This is a genomic window from Dyadobacter sp. CY261, assembly GCF_021440085.1.
Classification (GTDB): Bacteria; Bacteroidota; Bacteroidia; order Cytophagales; family Spirosomataceae; genus Dyadobacter.
In genome coordinates this window covers 448792-465197 of sequence record NZ_JAKCPW010000006.1, presented here as the reverse complement: position 1 = coordinate 465197, position 16406 = coordinate 448792, and the positions used below count along the sequence as shown (strand labels likewise).

General features: G+C 47.8%; 17 protein-coding genes. 9 read left to right on the top strand and 8 right to left on the bottom strand.

Going from position 1 to position 16406, the window contains the following annotated elements:
• Positions 1–57 precede the first annotated feature (57 nt).
• Positions 58–1368: a ribosome biogenesis GTPase Der gene (der, locus tag LZD49_RS19325; RefSeq protein WP_234669215.1), complete on the top strand. Its 1311-nt coding sequence runs from the start codon at positions 58–60 to the stop codon at positions 1366–1368.
• A gap of 329 nt (positions 1369–1697) precedes the next feature.
• Positions 1698–2099: a hypothetical protein gene (locus LZD49_RS19320; RefSeq protein WP_234669214.1), complete on the top strand. Its 402-nt coding sequence runs from the start codon at positions 1698–1700 to the stop codon at positions 2097–2099.
• A 60-nt stretch (positions 2100–2159) separates the two neighbouring features.
• Here LZD49_RS19320 and LZD49_RS19315 read toward each other — a convergent pair whose 3' ends face one another.
• The 7 genes from LZD49_RS19315 to LZD49_RS19285 form a co-directional block, all read right to left on the bottom strand.
• Positions 2160–2996 carry a fumarylacetoacetate hydrolase family protein gene (locus LZD49_RS19315; RefSeq protein WP_234669213.1) on the bottom strand — a complete coding sequence of 279 codons (837 nt, stop codon included), beginning with the start codon at positions 2994–2996 and terminating at the stop codon, positions 2160–2162.
• An 86-nt stretch (positions 2997–3082) separates the two neighbouring features.
• Complete coding sequence (locus LZD49_RS19310; RefSeq protein ID WP_234669212.1) at positions 3083–3547, bottom strand: RES family NAD+ phosphorylase; 465 nt, start codon at positions 3545–3547, stop codon at positions 3083–3085.
• Positions 3548–3558: 11 nt separating this feature from the next.
• Positions 3559–3987, bottom strand: coding sequence for an antitoxin Xre/MbcA/ParS toxin-binding domain-containing protein (locus LZD49_RS19305; protein ID WP_234669211.1), 429 nt, complete (start codon positions 3985–3987; stop codon positions 3559–3561).
• A gap of 49 nt (positions 3988–4036) precedes the next feature.
• Entirely contained in the window at positions 4037–6907 is a 2871-nt protein-coding gene (gene uvrA / locus LZD49_RS19300) for an excinuclease ABC subunit UvrA (protein ID WP_234669210.1), read from the bottom strand.
• A gap of 108 nt (positions 6908–7015) precedes the next feature.
• A complete protein-coding gene (locus LZD49_RS19295; protein ID WP_234669209.1) occupies positions 7016–7810 on the bottom strand; it encodes an isochorismatase family protein in 795 nt (264 codons plus the stop codon).
• 15 nt (positions 7811–7825) lie between these two features.
• Positions 7826–8377, bottom strand: a complete 552-nt coding sequence (locus tag LZD49_RS19290; protein WP_234669208.1) for a hypothetical protein — start codon at positions 8375–8377, stop codon at positions 7826–7828.
• Between the two features lie 251 nt (positions 8378–8628).
• Complete coding sequence (locus tag LZD49_RS19285) at positions 8629–8817, bottom strand: hypothetical protein (protein WP_234669207.1); 189 nt, start codon at positions 8815–8817, stop codon at positions 8629–8631.
• Between the two features lie 189 nt (positions 8818–9006).
• Here LZD49_RS19285 and LZD49_RS19280 point away from each other — a divergent pair, with 189 nt between their 5' ends.
• The 3 genes from LZD49_RS19280 to LZD49_RS19270 all read left to right on the top strand — a co-directional run bounded on the left by LZD49_RS19280 (position 9007) and on the right by LZD49_RS19270 (position 12076).
• Positions 9007–9984, top strand: coding sequence for a glycosyltransferase family 2 protein (locus LZD49_RS19280; RefSeq protein WP_234669206.1), 978 nt, complete (start codon positions 9007–9009; stop codon positions 9982–9984).
• A 19-nt stretch (positions 9985–10003) separates the two neighbouring features.
• The gene (locus tag LZD49_RS19275; protein WP_234669205.1) at positions 10004–10756 is read left to right on the top strand and encodes a DUF5672 family protein; all 753 of its coding nucleotides are present in this window, start codon (positions 10004–10006) and stop codon (positions 10754–10756) included.
• An 87-nt stretch (positions 10757–10843) separates the two neighbouring features.
• Entirely contained in the window at positions 10844–12076 is a 1233-nt protein-coding gene (locus tag LZD49_RS19270; protein ID WP_234669204.1) for an OmpA family protein, read from the top strand.
• A gap of 197 nt (positions 12077–12273) precedes the next feature.
• Here LZD49_RS19270 and tpiA read toward each other — a convergent pair whose 3' ends face one another.
• Entirely contained in the window at positions 12274–13035 is a 762-nt protein-coding gene (gene tpiA / locus LZD49_RS19265; RefSeq protein WP_234669203.1) for a triose-phosphate isomerase, read from the bottom strand.
• Positions 13036–13336: 301 nt separating this feature from the next.
• On the opposite strand from tpiA, the gene LZD49_RS19260 reads away from it, so the two are divergent.
• From LZD49_RS19260 to LZD49_RS19245, 4 genes are read left to right on the top strand one after another with little or no spacing between them, the layout of a single operon-like run.
• Complete coding sequence (locus LZD49_RS19260) at positions 13337–14605, top strand: aspartyl protease family protein (RefSeq protein ID WP_234669202.1); 1269 nt, start codon at positions 13337–13339, stop codon at positions 14603–14605.
• 29 nt (positions 14606–14634) lie between these two features.
• Positions 14635–15291 (top strand): tRNA (5-methylaminomethyl-2-thiouridine)(34)-methyltransferase MnmD, encoded by a 657-nt coding sequence (mnmD, locus tag LZD49_RS19255; RefSeq protein ID WP_234669201.1) that lies wholly within the window; start codon positions 14635–14637, stop codon positions 15289–15291.
• Between the two features lie 26 nt (positions 15292–15317).
• Positions 15318–15902: a D-sedoheptulose 7-phosphate isomerase gene (lpcA, locus tag LZD49_RS19250; RefSeq protein WP_234669200.1), complete on the top strand. Its 585-nt coding sequence runs from the start codon at positions 15318–15320 to the stop codon at positions 15900–15902.
• 55 nt (positions 15903–15957) lie between these two features.
• Complete coding sequence (locus tag LZD49_RS19245; RefSeq protein WP_234669199.1) at positions 15958–16401, top strand: NUDIX domain-containing protein; 444 nt, start codon at positions 15958–15960, stop codon at positions 16399–16401.
• Positions 16402–16406 lie beyond the last annotated feature (5 nt).

The window sequence follows — 16406 nt, the reverse complement described above, 5'->3', positions numbered from 1 at the left end:
TAAAACGAATGAAGGGCTGGTGTCAAACCGCCCGGATCATATTAATAGTTAAGAAAAATGACAAATATAATATCGATTGTTGGTCGTCCGAATGTGGGCAAATCCACTTTGTTCAACCGCCTTACCGAAAGCAGGAAGGCCATTATGGACAATCAGAGTGGCGTAACCCGCGACAGGCACTATGGTTACGGCGAATGGACAGACCAATATTTCACAGTGATCGACACCGGTGGTTATGTAGTAGGCTCGGAAGATATATTTGAAGGAGCGATCCGTGATCAGGTAGAACTCGCGATCGAAGAGTCGACGGTAGTCCTTTTTATGGTCGATACCATGACGGGCCTTACAGACCTCGATAAAGACTTCGCAAATGTACTTCGCCGCTTCAATAAGCCAGTTTATCTTGTAGCAAATAAAGCCGAGACAACGGAGCGCTACCAATCGGCGGCGGAATTTTATGAACTGGGTTTGGGTGATGAGATTTTCGCAATCTCCGCGCAAACAGGTTTCGGCACCGGCGAGTTGCTCGATAAAGTGATCGAACATTTCGAAACCGCAGGCATCGAAAATCCGGAGGAAGGCATCCCGCGTATTGCGATAATGGGTCGGCCGAATGTTGGCAAATCCTCATTCCTGAATGTGCTTACCGGTACAGACCGCAGTATCGTGACCGACATCGCGGGTACTACGCGTGACGCGATCCATACGCATTATAATGCATTCGGGATGAACTTTATCCTGACCGACACCGCCGGAATCCGCAGAAAATCACGCGTAAAAGAGGATATCGAATTCTATTCGACACTCCGCTCGGTGAAGGCAATGGAAGAATCCGACATCTGCATTGTCCTGCTCGACGCAACGCTGGGACTCGAAGGCCAGGACATGAATATCATCGGCCAGGCCGACAAGGCGAAAAAAGGCATTGTAATTATGGTCAACAAATGGGACCTCGTAGAAAAGGATTCCAAAACGGCCGATCAATATAAAAAAGCATTGCTGGAAAAGCTGGCACCGATGAACTATATGCCGATCATTTTTGCATCCGTTGTTGAGAAACAGCGCATTCACCAGGTGATGGAAAAGGCGATGGAAGTGTATCAGAACAAAACGAAGAAAATCACGACTTCGAAACTGAACGAGGTAATGCAGGCGGAGATTGAGAGGTACCCGCCACCAGCACACCGCGGTAAGTACATCAATATCAAATATATGATCCAGTTGCCGACGCCGTCGCCGACATTCGTGTTTTTCAGCAGTAATCCCAAGCACGTCAAAGAGCCATATTTGCGCTACCTGGAAAACCGCTTGCGCGAAAACTTCGATTTTTCGGGCGTGCCGATAACTATATTCTTCCGCGAGAAGTAAGTTGGACAAAATGCTAAGCAAAAACGCCGGCGGGGATTTTTTCCCGTCGGCGTTTTACATTTTATCCGTAACCAGCTACTGTTCAGCGGAAAAATATGACAGTTCGTCTTTTTTAAGATATCTAGAGCAACCTTTTATAGTACTTTTACATCTGTTATCCGGCCAGCCACGGTACTTTATACGGATCTCGAAAAATTTTCAAAAAAATGTTAAAAACAAGGTACTATGTATTGCAAGATACCTAATGAAACATATATATTTGTAAGGTCAATTAGTTACACATAATTCCAGCTGGAATTCCATACGGATCTTAACAATTGAAACAAGCCATGAAAACACTCAGAATCTTTATAATCCTCATATTAATCAGTCTGCAAGCCAGCGCCACAGGTTACGTGCACAACATGTTTGTGGCGCACAGAAAGCTGCAATCTGGTAAAGAATGTGTAACTGAAAAAACGATTGCCAAAAAGGCGAAACCCGCGATAAAGGCTATGAAGGCAGTAAAAGCGCCCGTCCAGGTGAAGCACGCAGGTTTGATCAAGAATACCAGCGCAAGCATGCCCGCTTCTGACATTGTCACGCTAAATGCCCGTATTTTGGAAGTAGGTCCTGCGGCATTTTTTGAAAGCGAAGAAAGCGAAAACAGCGACGACTCGATGGTGAGCAAGCTCGTTGGTGTTGTCCGTTGTGTGATTTACACTTTTATTCCCAAACTCGGGCATTCGTAAGCGATACTTCAATCTTTAAAGAAAAAGCTGCAAGGTCAATCCGTGCAGCTTTTTCTTTTATCAGCCTACTGTATTCGTTAAAGTGCCGATGGGCTCAATGGTAATGTGGACCACGTCGCCCGATTGCAAAGTAAAATCCGAAGATGGCACAATCCCGGTGCCTGTCATTAGATAGGAGCCATGCGGGAAATCCATCTCGCGGTAAAGGAAATGCAGCAATTCCTCAGGCTTGCGCTTCATTTGCGATAGGTTAACCTGTCCATTGAAAACCTCCTCGGCACCACGCACAATCGACAGGTCGATCACCGTGTCGCTGCCCAATTGCTCTTTGAATACATAAAGGCAAGGCCCGAGGGCGGCGCTTCCCGTGTAGGATTTAGCTTGTGGTAAGTACAATGGGTTTTCTCCCTCGATGCTCCGGGAACTCATGTCATTTCCAATAGTGTAACCCACCAATGCACCTTCGGAGGTAGCAAAAAGCGTCAATTCAGGTTCTGGTACGTCCCAGGTCGAATCTTTGCGGATGCGTACAGTGCCGTGGTGCCCTACTACACGCCATGCTGTCGATTTAAAGAAAAGTTCGGGGCGTTCGGCTTCGTATACGCGGTCGTAAAAGCTGCCGCCACCTGCTTTTTCGGATTCTTCCATGCGTGCGGTCCGACTTTTAAAATAAGTCACACCGGATGCCCACACTTCCTGGGAACCGATTGGGGCCAGTACCTCCGGCATCGGGATGTCGTCGGTGAAAGTTAGTGCAATGAGGCTTTTAGTCTGATCTTCAAGCCATTCGTACAAGTTGTTACGATTGGCGACGATGTCCCAATTGGTTTCGTGGAGGCGGTAGAAAATGTCTTCGTGTTCGAGAAGAATACCATTTTCGGTCTTATATAACTTCATGAAATGCAAATGTTGGTTTAGCCTGAATAAGTCCCGTGTGGATTGTCTTTACTGTTGAATACGGGAGGGAAACTTATTCAGGCTACTCAATTTCGCCACAAACGACGGTCAATTGGAATTCGATCCTGGGCTACTAGCTTGACCTTTACAAATAGTAAATGCCCGGGATGGAGAATGATATTGGAAGAGAATGGTACTATTACAGAAGGAATACCTATTGCCAGCACATCGGGTTTAATAAGCCAGTCTTTGAGCCAAAACTGCGTGCGTCCGTAAGTTTTATCCTGCCAATATGCTGGTAGGTCCTGACGGTCGTAAAACCGGATATCATCCGGTATTTCAATGGAGGAAAGCCAATATTTTGGTAGATCTTCGTAACGCACGCCCGGCGCGTGAGCAAGGGTTTCTACAAGTCCAAGCTCGGGAGTAGATGTGGTGTAAAGAACGCCAATACCTTTTGGGTTCCAGCGGGCACCAAAGAGCCTGCTTCCCTCGGTAGAAAGTGCGTCATGCCGAAATTTTTCACGGGTGATTCTGTAAACCAATGGCATAGAAGACGCTTTCAGGCTGGTAATCCGTAATCCAGCCTACCCAGCACGTCGTCGACGAGCCCGAAGCCCGTCACCGTGTCCATTAATTGTAACGGCGACTGCTCGTTCAGCTCAATAATGGGTGTCCGAAGCCAATGCCTCACGACATTCTCATTACCTTCAAACGTATCTAGCGCATGTAAAAGCACATTGCGAAGTAGCAGCAGGCGCTCCGAAGCATCGATACCAAGCTTTTTATCACCTTGAATACGGTGCAGGTTGCGCGGCGTCATGCCAAGCACGTAGGCGATTTCATTGTCAGTCAATCCCACCAGATCGGAAATTTCATCGGCGACAGCGCGCATAAGGCCCTCGCGTGATGTTTTAACTACCAAAAATTCGGAAGCGGGCTGCTTGCCGTAGGGGACGAATTCGTCTTCGAGATAGCGGATAGGTGACATAGTTTTTGCATGAAGTATGTCCCTAAGTTAAGTGACATACTTCACTTTATCAAATTTTTCCCCTCAAAAACTCGGCGGTATAGTTATCTTCAAGCTGGGCCATTTCCTCCGGCGTGCCGGTGAAGGTGAGGTTGCCGCCGTTTTCGCCGCCTTCGGGGCCGAGGTCGATGATCCAATCGGCGCTTTTGATGACTTCCATGTTGTGCTCGATGATGATCACGCTGTCACCTTGCTCTACCAATGCATTGATGGCTTTGAGGAGCTTTTTAATATCATGAAAATGCAGACCGGTGGTCGGTTCATCGAATATGAAGAGCGTTTTACCTTTGTTCGAAGAGCCTTTGCCCAGGAAGGAAGCAAGTTTTACGCGCTGCGCTTCTCCGCCCGACAATGTATTGGATGATTGTCCAAGACCGACATACCCAAGCCCTACTTCCTGCAATGGCAGCAGTTTATCGGCCAGCTTGGGTTCAGTTTGCCTGAAAAACTCGATCGCCTCGTCTACGGTCATATCCAGAATTTCGGCAACGTCTTTGTCGTGATACTTCACTTCCTGGATTTCTTGCTTGAACCGCTTGCCATTACAACCTTCGCAGGTCAAATAAATGTCGGCCATAAACTGCATTTCAATTTTCACCTGGCCTTCACCCTGGCATATTTCGCACCGCCCGCCATCGACATTGAAAGAGAAATGTGAGGGTTTATAGCCCCGCGCTTTCGAAAGGGGCTGTTCAGACATCATTTGCCGGATATAATCATATGCTTTAATGTAGGTAACCGGATTGGAACGCGACGATTTACCGATCGGGTTTTGATCGATCATTTCAACGGCTTCAATGCGGTCGACGCTGCCGGTGAGCTCGTCGAATCGGCCTACATCCTCGCTAAACTCGCCTTTTAGACGCATTAATGCGGGGTAAAGGATTTTTCGGATCAATGTGGATTTCCCCGAACCACTTACCCCCGTAACAACCGTAAGATTATTCAGCGGGATTTTGACATCGAGTTCCTTCAAATTATTCTCCCGTGCACCTTTGATTTCCAGGAAATGCAACGACTTTCTGCGTACGGAAGGAACCGGAATAGAATCATTACCCAACAAAAAATCAAGTGTATGCGACTGCACATTGACCTCCTGACTATCCCCGGTTTCCTGACCATTGGCTTTCAAAGCTGCAATATCATCCCGGTCACCCTGAAAAACCACATGCCCGCCACCGGTTCCGGCTTCGGGGCCAATGTCGATGATTTGATCAGCCGCATGCATGACTTCTTCCTCATGTTCCACCACGATCACTGTATTACCCAGGTCACGAAGCGATTCGAGCACCCCTACCAGCCTCTGCGTGTCACGTGGGTGCAAGCCAATGCTTGGTTCATCCAAAATATACATGGAACCAACCAATGCGCTGCCCAGCGAAGTAGCCAGCTTAATGCGTTGAAATTCTCCTCCGGACAAAGTGCTGGTCAACCGGTTCAATGTCAGGTAACCCAACCCGACGCGGTTCATATAATCCAGGCGCGATTCGATTTCGGTGAGTACACGGCGGGCAATTTGCCTGTCGTGGTCTCCGAGGTCGAGCTGTTTGAAAAATCCGGAAACATCCTGGATTGGCATCAATACCAGATCGGTGATGGATTTCCCGCTTACTTTCACATAAGCTGCATCCTTGCGCAGGCGAGAGCCGCGGCAGTCGGGGCAGGTTGTACGGCCGCGGAAGCGCGAGAGCATTACGCGGTACTGAATTTTATGCGTTTGTGATTCGAGTTCTGAAATAAAATCGTTAATTCCCTGAAAATACTGGTTACCGGTCCATAGCAGCTCTTTTTGCTCGCGCGTCAGATCTTTATACGGCCTGTGTATCGGGAAATCGAATTTTACACCATTGCGGACGAGCGGGATCAGCCATTCGCCCATCTTTTCGGTGCGCCAGGGCGCGATGGCACCGTCGTACACCGAAAGATTTTTGTCGGGAATGACCAAATCCGGATCTATACCCAATATTCTACCAAAACCTTCACACCTTTTACAGGCACCGTAAGGGTTATTGAAGCTGAAAAGATTAACGGTCGGTTCCTCGAATGTGATGCCGTCGAGTTCGAATTTGTCGGAGAAAACCCTTTTTTCCCCGTTCACAATATGAACGGTACAGGTTCCTTCTCCTTCAAAAAAGGCAGTTTGTACCGAGTCCGACAGGCGGTATTGGGTGTCTTCATCGTCGTGGCGAATAGCGGCGCGGTCGATAAGGATGAAAACCTGGTTTCCGGCTTGAGAAAATTGTCCGGGATTTTCGAGAATGTCCTCGATCGAAACCACTTCCTCGTTCAACACGATGCGGTTATAACCTTTGGAAAGCAATATTGTCAGCTCTTCGGTCTGCGAACGTCCGTCGCGGATAAGCAATGGCGCAAGGATCATCACACGAGTGCCTTCATCGTGTGCGAGCATGTAGTTCACGACGTCTGTTACTGAATCTTTCCGCACGATTTCACCCGAAACCGGTGAATGGGTATGCCCGATACGTGCAAACAGTAGTTTGAGATAGTCATAAATCTCAGTTGAAGTGCCGACGGTCGACCGCGGGTTGCGGGTATTAACCTTCTGCTCAATAGCAATCGCCGGCGAAATGCCTTTGATATATTCCACTTCCGGCTTCTCCATGCGTCCCAAAAACTGCCGCGCGTAACTGCTAAGACTTTCCACATACATGCGCTGGCCTTCCGCGAATAAGGTATCAAAGGCAAGAGAGGACTTTCCGGAGCCGGAAAGGCCGGTAATGACGACCAGCTTGTTACGGGGGATCGCTACATCGATATTTTTCAGATTGTTGACACGGGCACCTTTGATCAGAATGTATTTTCTTGGATCCAGTTCGTCAAACTGGTCGGCCTCTATCCGGGGCACAGCTAATTGCATCATAGCGGGGTTATCCAATGGGTATGTGGTGTTAGTTTGTTAATGATGTTGATTCCATTATAACCAAAAGCGGTGATATTTAGTTTGATACCCGAAGGGGTTGCCAGGCTGTTATTTGCCAGAAAAAACCTGGTTTGCTTTCGCAAATGTCATGCCGTTTTGGGCTGCTTCTTCATAAATGGCATCGGCGAGATGGCCGAAATTCGGCACGTCCGACATGCAATCGGTGAGCACAACGACTTTCGGGGCAAGCGACGGCGCAAATTTTACGATCTGCCGAATACTTGTTGCCACACAATGTGAGCGAGCTTCGCCTGCTACCAGCACCTGATCGTATTCATTGAGTTCATGGAGAAAGCGTTCGTCCAGCTCCGTTTCCGGCGCATTGGCTACCGGTACCTGTGCTTTGAAAACACCGAAATGCTCGGTCAGCGGGTTAATGCCTTTCGATACCGTGCGGTAATCGCGGCGCGTGCGGTGCGTCCAGGCGAGCACAGCATTCATGAGGGTATCATCCAATGCAGCACCTTTGGAACCGATAAGGCAATGCTCCGGCCAGATGAAATGCTGGAATTCACCCTCAGTTTCGAGGGTTTGAAGGTATTTCAAAACAAATTCGTGGTGATAGCGCGGCACCCATTTGCCCGCCTCCACCGATTTGCGAGAAATGAGCGTAAACGGCGCTACCGTATTCCCGTTCTGATCTTCCCAAAAAAGCGGATGGGCGATGTCGAGCACCTTATGCGTGTCAAGCGTCAAAAAAATGGCATCGATCTTGTCGCCTTCCAGGGAAATAAGGTTGGCAATGCGCTCCACGTCTTTTTCGGCTCCGGGCACAAACAGTGTACCATTTGGATTACAGAAATCATACTGCGCGTCGATCACCAGTAATGCGGTCTTTATCATAATGAATGGGTGTGTTTAGAATTCCAGTTCGTGCGGCAACTCCATTTGTCTTGCATACATTTTAGAACAAAGGCTGTAAACAAGCGCCAGCATCCGGTTGGTGTCTTTAATGTAATCGACGCGGTAGTCCTCATCGAGTTTGCTAAGTCCGTTCAGAATCACCTGCGCCTTTTTGGCAATGTATAATGCACAGGTATCGGCGCGGGAAGAGTAGGTTTTCAGAATGTCGGAATAGCCTTCGAGAAAGGTATTAAGCAGGAAAATATTCAATTCCAGGCCACCGATCTTGTCTTTGGTAACTTTCACATGATACGCAATATCCCCGCTGAGCGTCCGCAGATCCATCAATACCCAGCCGGGTGTGTTCTGGTTGTATTTCGATGTCCTGACGATCCGTCCCATGAGCTCTTCCCGCCGCTCGGTAATCGTAGCGCTGTCTTCGATGAGTTCGAAATGGAGCCGGTCGCTCAGGGTTTTGTCTTTGGTGATCAGCCTCAGGAGCAATTTGTCCTTTTCTTTCGCAGGCATTTGAATAATCGCCTTTTTAAGCTGTTCTGGTAATGCCATTCGGGTGCTTTTAATAACTTTAGTTTAATTCCCGGATACAACCATGTAACTTTATGGCTCATAAAGGGGCCGGGAAGCTTTTTGACAAAAATATCAGATATGCCTAAATATCTCTCAATCAGTTTGAGCGTATTGCTGCTGGCGATCATGCATTCCCGAAAACTGCTTTCGCCTGTGATGGCACTTTGGGTAGCGATGTTCATTTTCGGGCTCGCATTCAGGCAGGAAACTTTTTATTATTGGGGAAGGATTCAACATTGCACGGCTTTTTTCTTCTCTTTTCCAACACTTCTTTTGCTCGATAGGTCGCGACGTATAGTATCTTCGTCATTTTTTCTTGCATTTTTTTCAGCTAGGTCTGGCAGTGCTTTTTTCTGGCAGTGGATTCCTGAAATTGTAATTACCCTGCGGCAGAGGTAAAAATGATCATAGTGTTCCATTGGTTTATTATAAGGATTCATATAAATGCACGAAATACTGGAATGGGCTTTGGCACATCATGTGGTAATAATCCCTGAAACCAACCAGAAAAGGGAATAAGTGAGACCAAATGAAATTGAAAACCTGTTTGGGTAACGGGTACATTAAGTGTTACTTTGCGGCATTTTGTAATTAAATACATACACATTATGATTTCAGTAGCCATGTGTACTTACAACGGGGCTAAGTTTTTGCCTGAGCAGTTGAAGAGCATTGCTGATCAGACGGTTTCGGTGGACGAATTGGTTGTTTGTGACGACAGATCGAAGGACGACACTATTGAGATCATAAAGTCTTTTGCTACCACGAGCAAATTTCCCGTGCGCATTTATGTAAATGAGAAAAACCTCGGTTCGACGAAGAACTTCGAGAAATGCCTTTCGCTCTGCGAGGGCGATGTCATTTTCCTGTGCGACCAGGACGACCGCTGGCGTAAGGACAAAGTGCAGAAGCAAATGGCGTTCCTGGACGCCAATCCCGAGTTCGATGCGGTATTCAGCGATGCCGAAAAGATCAACGACGATTCGGAGCCTACCGGTGGCACCATTTGGCAGGAAATAAATTTCGGTAAGGCACGGCAACAAATGTGGCATAGCGGCAGGCCGCATGAAATTCTTTTCAACGGGTTTGTAGTAACTGGTGCCACGCTGGCGATCCGAAAATCGGCTTTGAGAAGGCTGATGCCTTTTCCTACCCATGTCCAGGATTTGATCCACGACGCCTGGATCGCTGTCGTGCTCAGCCTGCAAAACAAAATCGATTTCATTCCGGAAACACTCATTTCTTATCGCATTCATTCCAGCCAGCAGGTTGGGTTCGGTAACAAAGTCGAAAAAGTGCAGTTGGCCGACCGCTTCAAACGTGACCGAAAATTAAAATTGGTGCCGCTGGAAGAGAAGGCCGAAAAGCTACACGAGCTGTATTTGCTGCTTCGTGCGCTTCCGTTCGTGCCGCGCGAGAAGCTGATCAAGTTGTATCTTTCGCAAAGGCATTTTTACACGAGAGCGGCGCTGCCCGAGAGCCGTTTCAAGCGGCTTACCCCGGTGCTCAGTCAGCTAATTCGCGGGCACTACCGTTTTAGCAGCAAGGATTGGTGGTTGCCGGCAGTAGGGGATTTGTTGGAATAAAAATTTGATTCGAAAATAAATGACTGATAGTAGGTCGCTTGTAGCTGTGGTGATACCGGTTTATCAATCAACGATGACCGACGCAGAGGAAATGTCGCTGAAACAATGTATGACAATCCTGGGCAATTACCCGGTGATTATCGCGAAGCCCGCTGGCCTCGACTTATCGGCATTACAAAAAAAATATTCGACCGTTACTTTCCAATCCTTCGACGACAATTTTTTTACAGGTATCGATACCTACAACCGGTTGATGACTTCCATTGATTTTTACAAAACCTTTACGGCTTACGAATACATTCTCATTTACCAGCTCGATGCATTCGTTTTCCGTGACGAGCTCAAAGAATGGTGCGCCAAAGGCTACGACTACATTGGAGCACCTTCTTTACATCAGCCTGATTTTGATACGATTCCGGCAGAATCCGCCAAAGTTTTTGCACATGCATTATCCACGCACCGAGTTGTTTTAAACGGCGGTCTTTCGCTTCGCCGCATTCCGGGTATTTTGCGCTACCTTAAAATTTACAATACTTTTTATCCTGCCTGGAAGGGTAATGAAGACATGCTTTTCTGCCAGGAAGCGACGCGGCTTAAACCGATGAAGATCTTCATGAAATTGCCGAAATGGCAAGAAGCGTTGCGTTTTGCATTCGAGAAGAGTCCTGCGGCAAGTTATGAGCTTACGAACCATCGGCTACCATTCGCCTGCCATGCCTGGGAGCGCTACGAGCCCTCGTTTTGGTCGCGCTTTATTGCTGTAAATCAGTGACTTTCTGGGTTTAACAATTTTTAACAAACTATCAACGCTTTTCGGGCGTTCTTGCAGATATTTGTTTAAACCCCAATCTGTTGCATTATGAATTTCAAGTTGCTTTCGGCCAGTTTTGGAGCCATTTTACTTTCTATCCATACCAGCTTCGGGCAAGTCACTGAAAACCCCAAAGTAGACGAGTCATCGGCCCCGTACGTGAAAATTAAGCGTGTGGAACTGACGGATGACAATACTATCATTCATCTTCAATTCGTCGATAAGACACCGAAGCAGCCGCAGTTCCGGTCGCAGCCAGGATTGCCTCCCTTGCCGGATTCACGGGTTCCGCGCGGGCTTCCTCAGATTAATGAGAGCCAGATATGGCTAGATCCTGAGACAAGACTTTATAAGCCCGGCGAAATCGACAAGAAGTTCAGGTTCATCCGGGCTCAAAATATCCCTACGACTTCTAAAATGAACGTTTCATCGGGCGATACGGTCGATTTTGTAGCCTATTTTGAAAGACTGACTCCCGGTATCGAAGAGTTTGATTTTTATGAAGGAAGAAGTCAGGGCGGGCTGCAATCCTGGAATTTCTATGGGATACATATTAAAAACCCATTGAAAAAGGAAACTGGAAAGCCATCCAAGCCGGTAGCCAAAGCAACAGTACCGACTAAAAAGCCAGCCGCGAAAGCGCCTGAAAAGCCAGCTCCTGCTCCAAAAAAGGAAGTTGAAATGGCGGTTTTAAAAGGGACAGTATATAATGCGAAAACCAAGGAGCCTGTTGCGGCGCAAATCTCTTATTTGGAAGATGGCGATACGCTGCAAGTGAGGTCGTCGTCAGGAAAATACCGGGTTGGCGTGAATGTAAACGGGCAATACAAATTCCGGGTACAGGCCCGCGGCTATTACGGCTCATCGTTCAGTCTCGCGCCGGCTGATTCCAGCAGCCAGTCGTTCGATCAGGACATTTATCTGACACCCCTGATCGTCGGTGAAACGATTCTCCTGCCCAATATCTACTTCGAAACCTCCCAGTACACATTACTTTCAGAATCTTTCGAAGAGCTGAACCGCCTCGTAGACGTGATGCTCGACAACCCGACGATCAAAATCCGCGTAGAAGGCCACACCGACAATGTAGGGGATTTTGACAAAAACCTTGAACTCTCCCGCCAGCGCGCAGAATCGGTGAAAAATCACCTCATAGAAAAAGGTGTCAACAGTAACCGCATCGAAGCAAAAGGCTACGGCGGCACCCGGCCAATTACCAAAGGAAGCGAAGAAGAAAGGAAAAAGAACCGGCGGGTCGAATTTGTGATTACGGAATTGTAACGACCCATGTCACACTGAGAGGACCAGCTACGGAAGGTATAGCGTTACTGTCATAAGGTATAGCGTACTGTCATAAGGTAGCGTACTGTCATAAGGCAGCGTACTGTCATAAGGCAGCGTACTGTCATCCTGAGCGCAGTCGAAGGATAATTGCATCCCGCAAAAGCACTTCGACTGCCCTCAGTGTGACATTCTTCTTACCGCGCCTTGATAATATTCGTAAACTCCCGCGATTTGAGGGAAGCTCCGCCTACCAATCCGCCATCAATATCCGGGGAAGCAAACAGTTCGGGAGCGCTGGCTGCTGTAACACTTCCGCCATAAAGGATCGAAATTTCGTCCGCAACTTCTGCACCGTATTTGGAAGCGATATGCGCGCGCAATGCGGCATGCATATCCTGCGCCTGCTCAGCCGAAGCCGTAAGGCCTGTGCCGATCGCCCAGATCGGTTCGTAGGCGATCACCACTGATTTCAATTGCTCTTCTGAAAGATGGAAAAGGCTTTCTGTGATCTGGTTTTTCACAAATCCGATATAATCTTCATTCTGACGCTGTTCAAGCGATTCGCCGCAGCAGAAGATCGGTGAAACGCCGAAAGAAAGCGCTGTGTTTACTTTCTCAGCCAGCAATGCATTTGTTTCGTTGAAATACTGGCGGCGCTCGCTATGTCCGATCAGGACATATTCCACACCGATCGATTGCAACATTTGCGCCGAAATTTCGCCGGTAAATGCACCTGAAACTTTATCCGAGCAGTTTTGAGCGGCCACTGCGAAGTTGGGCTCAGTCTCGATATATTTTTTAATGGTAGTGAGATAAATCGCAGGAGGGCAAAGGATGATTTTGGCGTCATTACGGACCTCGTCTTTGGCCATATTCACGAGTTCGGAAGTGAGTGCAACTGCCTCATCCAGAACCTTATTCATCTTCCAATTGCCGGCAACAATTTTTTTTCGCATAAGAAAATTTTTATTGTGGGAAAAAGTCATTTTACGCAACAAAAGTACCATATTTTCATCATTTACATGATTATATATATATGATCAAAAAAATGTCAGAAAATTTGCACATATCGAGATTTTTTTGTGTTTTATTAATGTAAAATGGTTTAATTTTACTTGATTCACCGATTGGGCTGAATTCGACACTTAACGTACACCGAGGGATATAAATCTGCTTATCAAGTCATTTATAATCAGAGTGTTTAGCAAATGTTATTAGCGGAATTTGATACATAGCACTTAAAGAAAGGAGGCCACGATGAAAACGTCTAAGTGGTTTGTAGCAGCAATCATACTTTTTACCCACACCCTAACATTCGGCCATTCCAGCGACGTTCCCCCTGTATCAGAGGAAAAGTATGGTTATTTTTTAGATAAAAACCATAAAACGGCGCGCATCCCGTTCGAACTGCATTCCAACCTCATCCTGGTTTACGCGAAGATCAACGACAATGATTCACTGCGTTTTATCCTCGACACGGGTGTCAGTTCCATTATTATTACCGACCCGAATATTCTCAAACCCGACAAGCTGCGTTTAACCCGTAAAGTTAACCTTACAGGTGCAGGCGAGGGTAAGTCCATATCGGCGCACGTCGCAATTGACAACCGGTTTGCGATGGGCAGGCTCAAAGCCAATCACCAGAATATCGTGATCCTCGAACAGGACTTTCTCCGGCTCTCCGAATATGTGGGCGTGCCTGTACACGGGATTTTTGGTTATGAAATCTTCAACAACTTCGTGGTTACCATCGATTTTGCCAGAAAGGAAATATTGCTGATGCGCCCTGATAAATACCGCTATAAAACCAGCAAAGGCGATAAACACCGGCTGATTATCGAGGACACCAAGCCATTTACCGACGCCGTGACGCTCTTCGCAGACGGCCGTGAGCACCCGATCCGCGTCCTGATCGATACCGGTGCGGGCCATGCATTGCTTCTTAACAACACCCCGAAAGAAACTTTCAGATTACCCGAAAAAGTGATCCGTGCACAGTTGGGCCGCGGTTTGAATGGCGTAATCAACGGAAACCTGGGACGCGTGGATAAAATGCGCCTAGGGCGTTTTGAGTTGAACAATGTGGTAGCGTCATTCCCGGACAGCATAGCGTTCGGGTCCAAAATACGCGCTGGGGCGGAGCGTCAGGGTAACATCGGCTGCGAATTGCTGCGCCGGTTTAAAGTGACATTCAATTACGGCGAGCAATATATGGTGTTGAAACCGATTAAAAGCCGCCTCCGCGAGAAATTCGAGCACGACATGAGTGGAATGGAGATCAGAGCCGAAGGCGTCGATCTGCGTTCCTACATTGTCAACCACATTGTGGACGACTCTCCGGCAGCCAAGGCCGGACTGATGGAAGGTGATCAGTTGCTGTTTATCGATGATCACTCTGCTGCCGAGCTCAATGTGAGTGAGATATATAAGTTAATGCAGCGTGGAGACGGCAAAAATATCGACTTGCTTGTGAAGCGTAAAGGGGATATTTTCTTTACCCAGCTTACACTGCGCAGAATGATTTAGTACTTTTGGTCAAATTAATACCCGGCCATTTGGAACGCTTCATTATTACCGAAGACGGCTCACATTCATTGTTCAGCCCGCAGTTCAAACAGCAATACCATTCGTTGCAAGGTGCTTTGAGTGAATCGGAGCACATTTATATCAACCTCGGTTTAAGGCCGGTCCTGGAAAATGCTTCGGGACCGGTCTACGTTTTTGAAATGGGCTTTGGAACGGGACTGAATGCATTCCTGGCATGGAAGCTCGCCGACAGCCTTCAAAAGCAAGTCTTCTACACTTCCGTGGAAGCATATCCCGTTTCACCCTTGGAAGCTTCGCATCTCAACTACGAGGAAGCAACCGGCGCGACCGGCTTTATGCAGCTCCACAATGCATCCTGGGGGGGCGAGAAAGCGATTTCACCTTTTTTTAGCCTGCAAAAAGAGGTAACTGCGTTGCAGGACTTTGCGTCGGAGCGATTTTTTGACGTCATCTTTTACGACGCATTTGACCCTCGCGCACAACCGGAGCTTTGGACAAAAGAAATTTTCACCCAAATAGCAGCCCAAACCCGTGCCGGAGGCGTATTAGTGACGTATTCTTCAAAAGGGATTGTTAAAAGAGCACTGGCCGCAGGAGGATTCAGGGTGGAGCGGCATAAGGGCCCGGGCAGGAAGACGCACGTGCTCAAAGCCATCAGATTGTGAGAGATTTAATAGAATCAGATATCAGCATGAATTACCAAAACATTATTAGCCAGGAATTAAAGGAAGCCCAAACCGTACTCGACAACTTCCTGAGCGATCCCGGACAAATTGAAAAGATCGAAAAAGCAGCCGGTCTGATGGCTGATGCCATTATTCATAATGGCAAAATCCTTTCCTGCGGCAACGGCGGCTCGCATTGCGATGCCATGCACTTCGCGGAAGAACTCACAGGCCGCTATCGCGACAACCGCCGTGCACTACCGGCCATCGCAATTTCGGATGTGAGCCATTTGAGCTGCGTCAGCAACGATTTTGGTTACGAATATGTGTTTTCAAGATATATTGAAGCATTGGGCCAGCCTGGTGACGTGCTTTTGGGCCTGAGCACGAGCGGCAATTCTGCAAACATCATCCGTGCGGCCGAAGCGGCGAAGGCGAAAGGGATGAAGATCATCATCATGTCGGGCAAAGACGGCGGCCAGCTCGCGGGCGTGGCCGATGTCGAGATCCGCGTGCCGCATTTTGGTTACGCCGACCGCATTCAGGAGATTCACATCAAAGTCATCCACATTTTCATGCTGCTAATCGAAAAAATGGTGCTGCGCGATTAAAAGTTATGGACGGAAGTTTGTTTATTGGGAAATAGATCACGCTATCCAGATAAATATGAACGTCCGTCCATCCGCCATCATTCTTGACAACGATAAGATCCTAACGCTGCGCTATTGCTATGGCGAAAAGGAGGTATTTGCATTACCCGGCGGCAATCCCGATCCCGGCGAATCGCTTTCACAGGCATTGGCACGTGAACTGATGGAGGAGCTGGGCGTGGAAATAACAATTGGGAAAATGGTCTCTTGTGGGGAAGTAATCTGGCAGGAAGTGCAGAAAGAAACCCTGCATATGGTATTTAACGCAAATATAACACAGGGTTTCCCGGCGTTAGATCCGGTGCATACCACGGCGCTGGAAATCGTATGGCTGCCGGTTTCTGTCCTTTCATCCAAACATTTGTATCCCAATGTTGGCCCGCAGATCGCCGCATTCTGCCAAGAGGCGGTGCATTCGGGGCATATCGGCGTGATCGACCAGCCTTATGTACGCTCATAAGGTTT